Below are 351 nucleotides of genomic sequence, written 5' to 3'. Positions count from 1 at the left end.
AGATGTATATAAGAGACAGCCCAGCGACCCAGGCCAGATGAAGCGCAGCAGCAGCCCTCCTCCCAGCAGCCCACCAAGGAAGGCCAGGCGCCAGCCGCGCTCCCCACTCACGGCCCCGAAGAGGCCCCCCGCGATGCCACTGACACCCGCGATGCGCGCGTTGAACAGCAGGAGCAGCGAAGCGCTCAACCCGATGAGGGCGCCCCCCAGCAGGGGAAGAATCAACGAGGCCATGGGAACCTTCGAAGGTGCGGGACTTCCCCGGGTCCTAACGCGTCCCGGCCCGGAGCGCACCGCGGGGGCAGGTTGAAACTTGAGCCCCCAACCACCGAGCGCTCCAGGGCACCCGCC

1 protein-coding gene is annotated in these 351 nt (G+C 68.4%); it reads right to left on the bottom strand.

Translation table 11 applies throughout. The features are described 5' to 3' along the window. Positions 1-234: YeeE/YedE family protein (locus tag D7X74_RS44770; protein ID WP_370450872.1), on the bottom strand; the 234-nt coding region annotated here is incomplete at its 3' end. Positions 235-351: the final 117 nt, after the last annotated feature.

Origin of the sequence: Corallococcus sp. CA047B (assembly GCF_003612065.1) — a bacterium.
In the GTDB taxonomy this organism is placed as follows: Bacteria; Myxococcota; Myxococcia; order Myxococcales; family Myxococcaceae; genus Corallococcus; species Corallococcus praedator.
This window is presented reverse-complemented; position numbering and strand designations above follow the sequence as displayed.